Genomic DNA, 7,550 nt, shown 5'->3' with positions numbered 1-7,550 from the left:
TGGGCTGGAAAAAGCCTTTTCAAGAGGTTAAAGGGGGAGTTGACGCGGATTGCTTGATACGGATCAAGTCGCTCAGTTGTTCAGCCCACTGCCGCCGTCCACGGCAATTATCTGGCCGGTGATATAACTGGCGCGGGTGGCCAGAAACAGGGCCGCTGTCGCGATATCGGCGGGGCTGCCAATGCGTTGCAGCGGCACCCGGCTGATGACCTGTTGCTTGATGGCTGCGCTCATCTGTTCGTCGCTGTGGGGCCACAGAATCACCCCGGGAGCGATACCGTTGACCCGTACTTCGGGAGCCAGCTCTTTGGCCAGGGCCTTGGTCATCATGGCGTTGCCGGCCTTGGCGATGCAGTAGATGCTGTAACCCATGAGGGGGCTGCGGGCGTAAATATCGGCAATGTTGACGATACTGCCGTGACGCTGGCGCAGCGGTTCGGCCAGGGCCTGGCAGAGAAAATAGGGGCCTTTCAGGTTGCTGCCGATCAGCTCCTCCCACTGGGCTTCCGAGGCGCTTTCCAGTGGTGTGGGGTAAAAGCTCGAGGCGTTATTGACCAGCACATCCAGCCGGTCGCGCCACAGGCGAACCTGTTCCGCCATGGTTTGTACTGCAGTAATGTCGCCCAGTGCCGCCGGAAATACCCGCGCCGAATCCCGCCGTTTGGCATTGAGGCTATCCGCCAGTTGCCGGGCCTCGTCGACGGAACGGTTGCAGTGCAGAGCGACATCAAATCCCTCCCGGTGGAAGGTGCGGGCAATGGCGGCGCCGATGCGCCGCGCCGCGCCGGTGACCAGTACGACGGGGGTACTCAATGGCAGGGTTCTCGCAGGCTGTTGAGAATATCGAGTCTGCGCTGGTCGATGGCCTCACCCAGTTGTTTGCCGGTCAGGCCGCGGTCAATGAATTCACGATTATCAATGGACTGGATAGCCTCGAACGCCTGTTGCAGCCACTGGCCTGAGCGGTAGGGCTTGTTTTCAAAACCGAGCCGCCCGCGGGCGTCGGCCTCACAACAGCGGATAAATTGTGTCAGTTTTTCCGGCTGGCGCAGTGCGCCGATTTCCTTCAGCAAACGCAGGCTGGTACTGGCCCTGAGGTGCGGCGCCTTGTGGCAGTGCAGGTGGTGCCGGGTCACGGCGATGGCCAGTTCCCGGAAGCGGTTGGGGACTTTCAGGCGGTCGCAGATGCCATTGACCAGCCTGACGCCGTTCTCCTCATGGCCGATATGGCGGGGCAGGATATCCGGCGGGGTAATGCCCTTGCCGAGATCGTGCATCAGCACCGCAAAGCGCACCGCGGGGTCCGTGTCCAGCGCCGCCGCCTGATCCAGGGCCATCAGGATATGGATGCCGGTGTCTACCTCCGGGTGGTAGTCGGCCCGCTGGGGAATGCCGAACAGTTGGTTCACTTCCGGCAGCAGCACCTGCAGGGCGCCGCATTGCCTCAACACTTCAATGTAGGTGCGCGGTGAGCGCTCGCCCAATGCTCGCTCTGTTTCCATCCAGACCCGTTCTGGCGTCAGATGTTGCAGCTCGCCGCTTTGGCTCAGCTGGCGCATCAGCTCCAGGGTTTCGGAGGCGATGCTAAAGTCGAGGTGGGCGTAGCGGGCGGCAAACCGTGCCACCCTGAGCACCCGCAACGGGTCTTCCACAAAGGCATCGGAGACATGGCGCAGTACCCGGTTTTCAATATCCTGTCGGCCTCTGTAAGGGTCGATCAGGGTGCCGTCGGCATCCTCGGCCATGGCATTGATGGTGAGGTCGCGGCGGCTCAGGTCTTCCTCAAGGGTGACGCTGGTATCAGTGCAGAACTGGAAGCCCTTGTAACCGAATCCCGACTTCCTTTCGGTGCGGGCAAGGGCGTATTCATCGCCGGTTGTGGGGTGCAGAAATACCGGAAAATCGCTGCCGACCGGTCGATAGCCCTGTTGCAACAGCATCTCCGGGGTGGCGCCCACCACCACCCAGTCCCGTTCATCGAACGGGTAACCGAGGAGTTTGTCGCGCACCGCGCCGCCGACCAGATAGACCTTCATGGGAGCTCCAACTAATGGGGCTATGTTAACAGCCCTCGCACAGGGCGGGTAACCTTGACGAAAATTTGTGGGATCAATGCCCAGCTGACATATACTCGGCAAAAAAGAAGGGGATCACCAGATGTTGCGAGCAACCCTGCTGGATAGCAGTGGCCAGCTGAAACAGGGGGGGAGGGAACTGGTTGACGAGTGGCGCCAGAATCCGGATAGCCGCCTCTGGCTGGACATGTATGAGGAAGACGAAGCCGAGGAGGCCGAATTGCTGGCCAGCTTTGGTGTTCACCACCTGGCGATACTGGATGCCCAGCGCAAGCGCCACCCCCCCAAGCTGGAGGTGTTCGACGATCACCTGTTTATCTTGCTGAGGGGGCTGGATGCCGAGAGCCGTACCCTGGATTTCGGTACCATCCAGATTGCCCTGTTCGCCGGCGATAATTTCCTGCTCACCCGCCGCGGTGGCATTTCCGTCAGTATCAACGACTGGTGGGGTAAAAAAGAGCTGGCGAAAATGATGGCCAATGGCGGGATACACCTGGCGCTGGCGCTGGCCACCACCGCTGCCCGGCGCTATACCGAATTGCTGCTGAACTTTGAACCGACACTTTCCGAGCTGGAGGATGGGCTGCAGGAACACCCGGATGACCAGAAAATGCGCGAACTGACCGGCTATCGCACCCGCTTGCGCAAGTTGCGGCGTATCTTCTCTTACCTGGCGGGGGTGTTTGAAGCGCTCCGCGAGGTGGATGAGCCGCTGTTTAGCGCAGAATCGGATGCCTACCGGCACCAGGTCATCGATGTCTACGAAAAGTACGAACGCTTGCTGTCCCTGTCATCCATGTACTATGAGGTGGCCGGGGATCTGGTGGACGGTTATATCTCGCTGACCTCCCACGAACTGAACAGCACCATGCGGATTCTCACAGTGCTCACGGCTATTTTTATACCGTTGGGTTTTCTGGCCGGGGTCTACGGCATGAATTTTGACAATATGCCGGAGCTGCATACCCGCAGTGGCTATTTTGTTTTACTGGCGGTCATGGTGGCGATCGCGACGACGCTGCTGGTTATCTTCAAACGTAATAAATGGTTGTGAGGCGATGGTGAATATGGCGCTGTTGGGCGAGTGGCTGCAGTTGCGGCTGCTGGAAATCGGTGATTACGTACTCACCCTGGGTGAAGTGTGCCGGTTTTTGTTGATTGTGGCGGTGACACTGGTGCTGTCCCGCTGGTTGAGCCGGGCGCTGACCAGGGCTGTTGGTTCACGCAGTCGCATCTCGCCGAGCCAGCTCTATACCTTTACCCGGCTGATGAGCTACAGCATTCTCGCCGTTGGTTTTCTGATGGCGCTGTCCAGCCTGGGCGTCAGCTTCGACAAGATGCTGATCGTGGCCGGTGCCCTCGGTGTGGGTATCGGTTTCGGTTTGCAGAATATCGCCAATAATTTTGTCTCCGGCATCATCATCCTGTTCGAGAAGTCCCTGCGGGTGGGCGACTTCGTGGAACTGGAGTCGGGGCTGCTGGGCGAGGTGAAGGAGATCAATATCCGCAGTACCCTGCTGAAGACCATGGACAATGCGGATATCCTGGTGCCGAACTCGGAGTTCATCAACGGCCGGGTCAATAACTGGACCCTGAAAGACGATGAGCGCCGTTTTTCCATCCCGTTCGGGGTGGCCTATGGCACGGATACCGACAAGGTCATCGAGGTGGTGAAGAAGGCGGCAAAGGCGCTGCCATTGACCGTTGAGTACGGTGATCGCCAGACGTTTGTGGTGATGAAGGAATTCGGCGACAGCAGCCTCAATTTTGCCCTGTCAGTGTGGGTGCGTGGGGATTCGATCAAGCGGCCCGGACTGGTGAAGTCTGAGTACCTGTTGGCGATCAACAAGGCATTGGTTGATAACCATATCGAGATTCCGTTTCCGCAGCGGGATCTGCACCTGCGCTCTTCCGCCATTCAGCTTGCCGGCAACCCCTCCACGGATAAGCCAGAAACCTGAGTGGTGCTGCAGTGCTAGGCGCGACGCTCGCTGTTGGCGACAAAGGCAAAGAAGCGGCTCAACTGTTCCGGCCCCAGGGTGACCGGGTGGCTGACACCGTTGATGGCAAAGGGGTAGCGGCTGGCATAGCGCGCCAGGCGAATACGGGAGCGGATTTTATAGGTGATACGGGTCAGATTCATGGTTTTTTACACAGCCTGTATGTTTGTACAGTATTTTAACTGTGTAAGGAGAAATGGCAATACCCGAACGGTGAAAAATTCGCTTTGCCTGGCACTGGACAACGCTTAGATCAGGTCATCACCGGGATCATTTTTTTCCGGGCAGCTGCGCCGCTGTTTGATATCGACTTGCCCCGGACTGCTCACCACCGATTCCAGGTGGACATCAAAACCCCACAAGCGGTGCAGGTGTTTCAGAAGTTCCTCGGTGGATTCCTCTTCGAGGGGGCGACCATTGTGCATTTCGTGGCGCAGGGTCAGGGAGCGATCGCCGCGCACGTTGACGTTGTAGGCCTGGATGTTCGGGTCCTGCTGACTGATGTTGTAACTCTCCGCGAGGATTTCGCGGATGGCCTGGTAGCCGTTTTCATCGTGGATGGCGGCCACTTCCAGATACTTGTGCTGCTCATCATCCAGTACGGCAAACAGTTTTAATTCGCGCATCAGTCGCGGCGACAGAAACTGCAGGATAAAACTCTCATCCTTGAAGTCGCGCATGGCGAAGTGCAGGCAGTCGAGCCAGGGGCTGCCGGCGATATCCGGAAACCAACGCTTGTCTTCTTCGGTAGGGTGTTCGCAGATGCGTTTCAGGTCCTGCATCATGCCAAAGCCGAGGGTGTAGGGATTGAGTCCGTTGAAGTGCGGTGAATCGAAGGGCGGTTGGTAGATGACATTGGTGTGGTGCTGGAGGAATTCCAGCATGAAGCCATCATCCACCAGTCCTTCCCGGTACAACTCGTGCAGGATGTGGAAATGCCAAAAGCACGCCCAGCCTTCATTCATGATTTTGGTCTGCCGCTGTGGATACATGTACTGGGCGGTCTTGCGCACGATGCGCACGATCTCCCGCTGCCAGGGTTCCAGCAATGGGGCATTTTTCTCGATAAAGTAGAGCAGGTTTTCCTGAGGTTCCGGGGGGAACCTCGCTGGTTTGCTCTGTGCCTCGTCTTCGGCCTTGATGGGGATGGTTTTCCACAGTTCGTTGACCTGTTGTTGCAGGATATCCTCCCGCTCCCGCTGGCGACGCTGTTCTTCCGCTATTGAAATGGGGTAGGGTCGTTTGTAGCGATCCACGCCCTGGTTCATCAGCGCGTGGCAGGAGTCCAGCAGCAGTTCCACCTCGTCGGTGCCGTGGCGCTCCTCGCACTCGGCGATGAAATTTTTGGCAAACACCAGGTAATCGACGATGGATGCGGCATCGGTCCAGGTGCGGAACAGATAGTTGTTCTTGAAAAAGGAGTTGTGGCCAAAGCAGGCGTGGGCAATCACCAGCGCCTGCATGGTGGTGGTGTTTTCCTCCATCAGGTAGGCAATGCAGGGATTGGAGTTGATGACGATTTCGTAGGCCAGCCCCATGTAGCCGCGACGGTAGTTGTTTTCAATATTGATAAAGTGCTTGCCGAAGGACCAGTGATGGTAATTGACCGGCAACCCGGAGGAGGCGTAGGCATCCATCATTTGCTCGGAGTTGATGATCTCGATCTGGTTGGGGTAGGTGTCGAGCCGGAATTTTTTGGCAATGCGGCCAATCTCACGCTCATAGTCTTGCAGCGTCTCGAAGTTCCAGTCGGAACTGGTGGAGATCAGCTTGCTTTTCATGACACCTGCTTCCTGAATAGCTCGTGAAACACCGGGTAGATATCCTCCGGACCCTTGATGTGCTGCATGGCAAACATCTCCGGGTGATGTTGCTGGACAGGCAGGTAGGTTTCCCACAGCGGTTTGTCGCCTTGGTCGGTAATTTCGATATAGGCGTAGTACTGGGCCAGCGGCAGCAGATTATTGATGCTGCTGACACAGCGTTGGGCATCTTCCGGCCAGTTGTCGCCGTCCGAGGCCTGGGCGCCATAGATATTCCATTCGCTGACCGGGTAGCGCGCCCGAATGATTTTGTTCATCAGTTCCAGGGCGCTGGAGACCACGGTGCCGCCGGTTTCCCGTGAATAGAAAAATTCCTCTTCATCCACTTCCTTGGCACTGGTGTGGTGGCGGATAAACACTACCTCCGTTTTTTCGTAATTGCGCGACAGGAACAGGTACAACAGAATGAAAAATCGTTTTGCCAGGTCCTTGGTAGCCTGGTCCATGGAACCGGAGACATCCATCAGGCAGAACATCACCGCCTTGGAGCGGGGCACGGGTTCCCTGGTGTGGCGGTGGTACTGGATGTCGAAATCATCGAGAAAGGGGATGCGCGCCAGCTGTTCCCGCAGCAGGTCTATGCGCTCCTCCAGCTTGCTGCGCTCCGGGCGGGCCTCTTCACTCTCGGGAAGTTCCGCCAGTTGCGCTTCCAGTTCCCGCAACTCACGGCGCTTGCTGGCGCCGAGGGCGATACGGCGGGCGGTGGCAGCGCGCATGGAGCGGATAATGCTGATGTTGGCGGGGGTGCCTTCGCGTGAATAACCGGCCTTGACGCGCTTGAATTCGTCTACCCCAGACAGTTGCCGCTTGGTCAGGTTGGGCAGTTCCATGTCTTCGAACAGGGCATCCAGGAATTCCTGCTGGCTGATCTGGAACACAAATTCGTCCATGCCCTCGCCGCTGTCACTGCTGCCGGGGCCGCTGCCGCCGCCACCGGCCTCGGGCCGGGGAAAGCGGTCGCCGCTGACAAACTTTTCATTGCCGGGAAATACCCGGGTCACCCGGCCGCCGCGGCCGTGGTGGAAGATGGGCTCACGGATATCCCGGGCGGGAATGCTGATCTTTTCGCCGGTTTCCGTGTTGGTAATACTGCGGGCGCGCAGGTTCTCCGCCACCGCCTTGTGGATCTGTTTACGGTAGCGACGCATGAAGCGCTGGCGGTTCACCAGGCTTTTCTGCTTGCTGCCCTGACGTCGGTCGATCAGGAAACTCACGGATTTCCTCCTGAAAGGTGGCTGATCATCGTTCAGCGGAGCTGTAAAAATGTCGGTGTGGTGTTCCCTCCCTTATCTCCCACGGCGCGGTTCCATTCATTGTGATTTCCTGACTCTCAGGTACCACTCGGACAGCAGCCTGACCTGTTTCTCGGTGTAGCCTCGCTCCACCATGCGCGCCACGAAGTCGCTGTGCTTTTTCTTGTCCTCAGCAGAGGCCTTGGCATTGAACGAGATCACCGGCAGCAGGTCCTCGGTGCTGGCGAACATTTTCTTCTCGATCACCCCGCGCAGTTTTTCGTAGCTGGTCCATTTCGGGTTCTTGCCATGGTTGGAAGCCTGTGCCCGCAGCACGAAGTTGACGATCTCACTGCGGAAATCCTTGGGATTGCTGATGCCCGCCGGTTTCTCGATTTTTTCCAGCTCGTCGTTGAGGGC

The 7,550-nt window shown here is 58.0% G+C and carries 7 protein-coding genes and 1 pseudogene; 2 read left to right on the top strand and 6 right to left on the bottom strand.

Going from position 1 to position 7,550, the window contains the following annotated elements; translation table 11 throughout:
- Positions 1–72: 72 nt before the first annotated feature.
- Entirely contained in the window at positions 73–813 is a 741-nt protein-coding gene (locus ABY948_RS10205) for a pteridine reductase (RefSeq protein WP_461482432.1), read from the bottom strand.
- Positions 810–2,036, bottom strand: coding sequence for a multifunctional CCA addition/repair protein (locus ABY948_RS10200; RefSeq protein ID WP_461482431.1), 1,227 nt, complete (start codon positions 2,034–2,036; stop codon positions 810–812). The genes ABY948_RS10205 and ABY948_RS10200 overlap by 4 nt, the downstream gene beginning before the upstream one ends.
- Positions 2,037–2,157: 121 nt before the next feature.
- Here ABY948_RS10200 and ABY948_RS10195 point away from each other — a divergent pair, with 121 nt between their 5' ends.
- Entirely contained in the window at positions 2,158–3,129 is a 972-nt protein-coding gene (locus ABY948_RS10195; protein ID WP_461482430.1) for a magnesium transporter CorA family protein, read from the top strand.
- Between the two features lie 13 nt (positions 3,130–3,142).
- Positions 3,143–4,036, top strand: a complete 894-nt coding sequence (locus ABY948_RS10190) for a mechanosensitive ion channel family protein (RefSeq protein WP_461482429.1) — start codon at positions 3,143–3,145, stop codon at positions 4,034–4,036.
- 14 nt (positions 4,037–4,050) lie between these two features.
- Here the strand turns inward: ABY948_RS10190 and ABY948_RS10185 are convergent, their stop codons facing one another.
- The 4 genes and pseudogenes from ABY948_RS10185 to ABY948_RS10170 all read right to left on the bottom strand — a co-directional run.
- Positions 4,051–4,218: a hypothetical protein gene (locus ABY948_RS10185; protein ID WP_461482428.1), complete on the bottom strand. Its 168-nt coding sequence runs from the start codon at positions 4,216–4,218 to the stop codon at positions 4,051–4,053.
- Positions 4,219–4,323: 105 nt separating this feature from the next.
- The gene (locus tag ABY948_RS10180; protein ID WP_461482427.1) at positions 4,324–5,856 is read right to left on the bottom strand and encodes a SpoVR family protein; all 1,533 of its coding nucleotides are present in this window, start codon (positions 5,854–5,856) and stop codon (positions 4,324–4,326) included.
- Positions 5,853–7,112, bottom strand: coding sequence for a YeaH/YhbH family protein (locus tag ABY948_RS10175; protein WP_461482426.1), 1,260 nt, complete (start codon positions 7,110–7,112; stop codon positions 5,853–5,855). Before ABY948_RS10175 ends, ABY948_RS10180 begins: the two co-directional genes overlap by 4 nt.
- Positions 7,113–7,208: 96 nt before the next feature.
- Positions 7,209–7,550: pseudogene (locus ABY948_RS10170) on the bottom strand (PrkA family serine protein kinase); the annotation flags it as partial.

It is taken from the genome of Porticoccus sp. (assembly GCF_041592135.1).
Classification (GTDB): Bacteria; Pseudomonadota; Gammaproteobacteria; order Pseudomonadales; family Porticoccaceae; genus Porticoccus.
The sequence above is the reverse complement of the archived record's forward strand: the minus strand, read 5'-3'. Positions and strand labels throughout refer to the sequence as shown.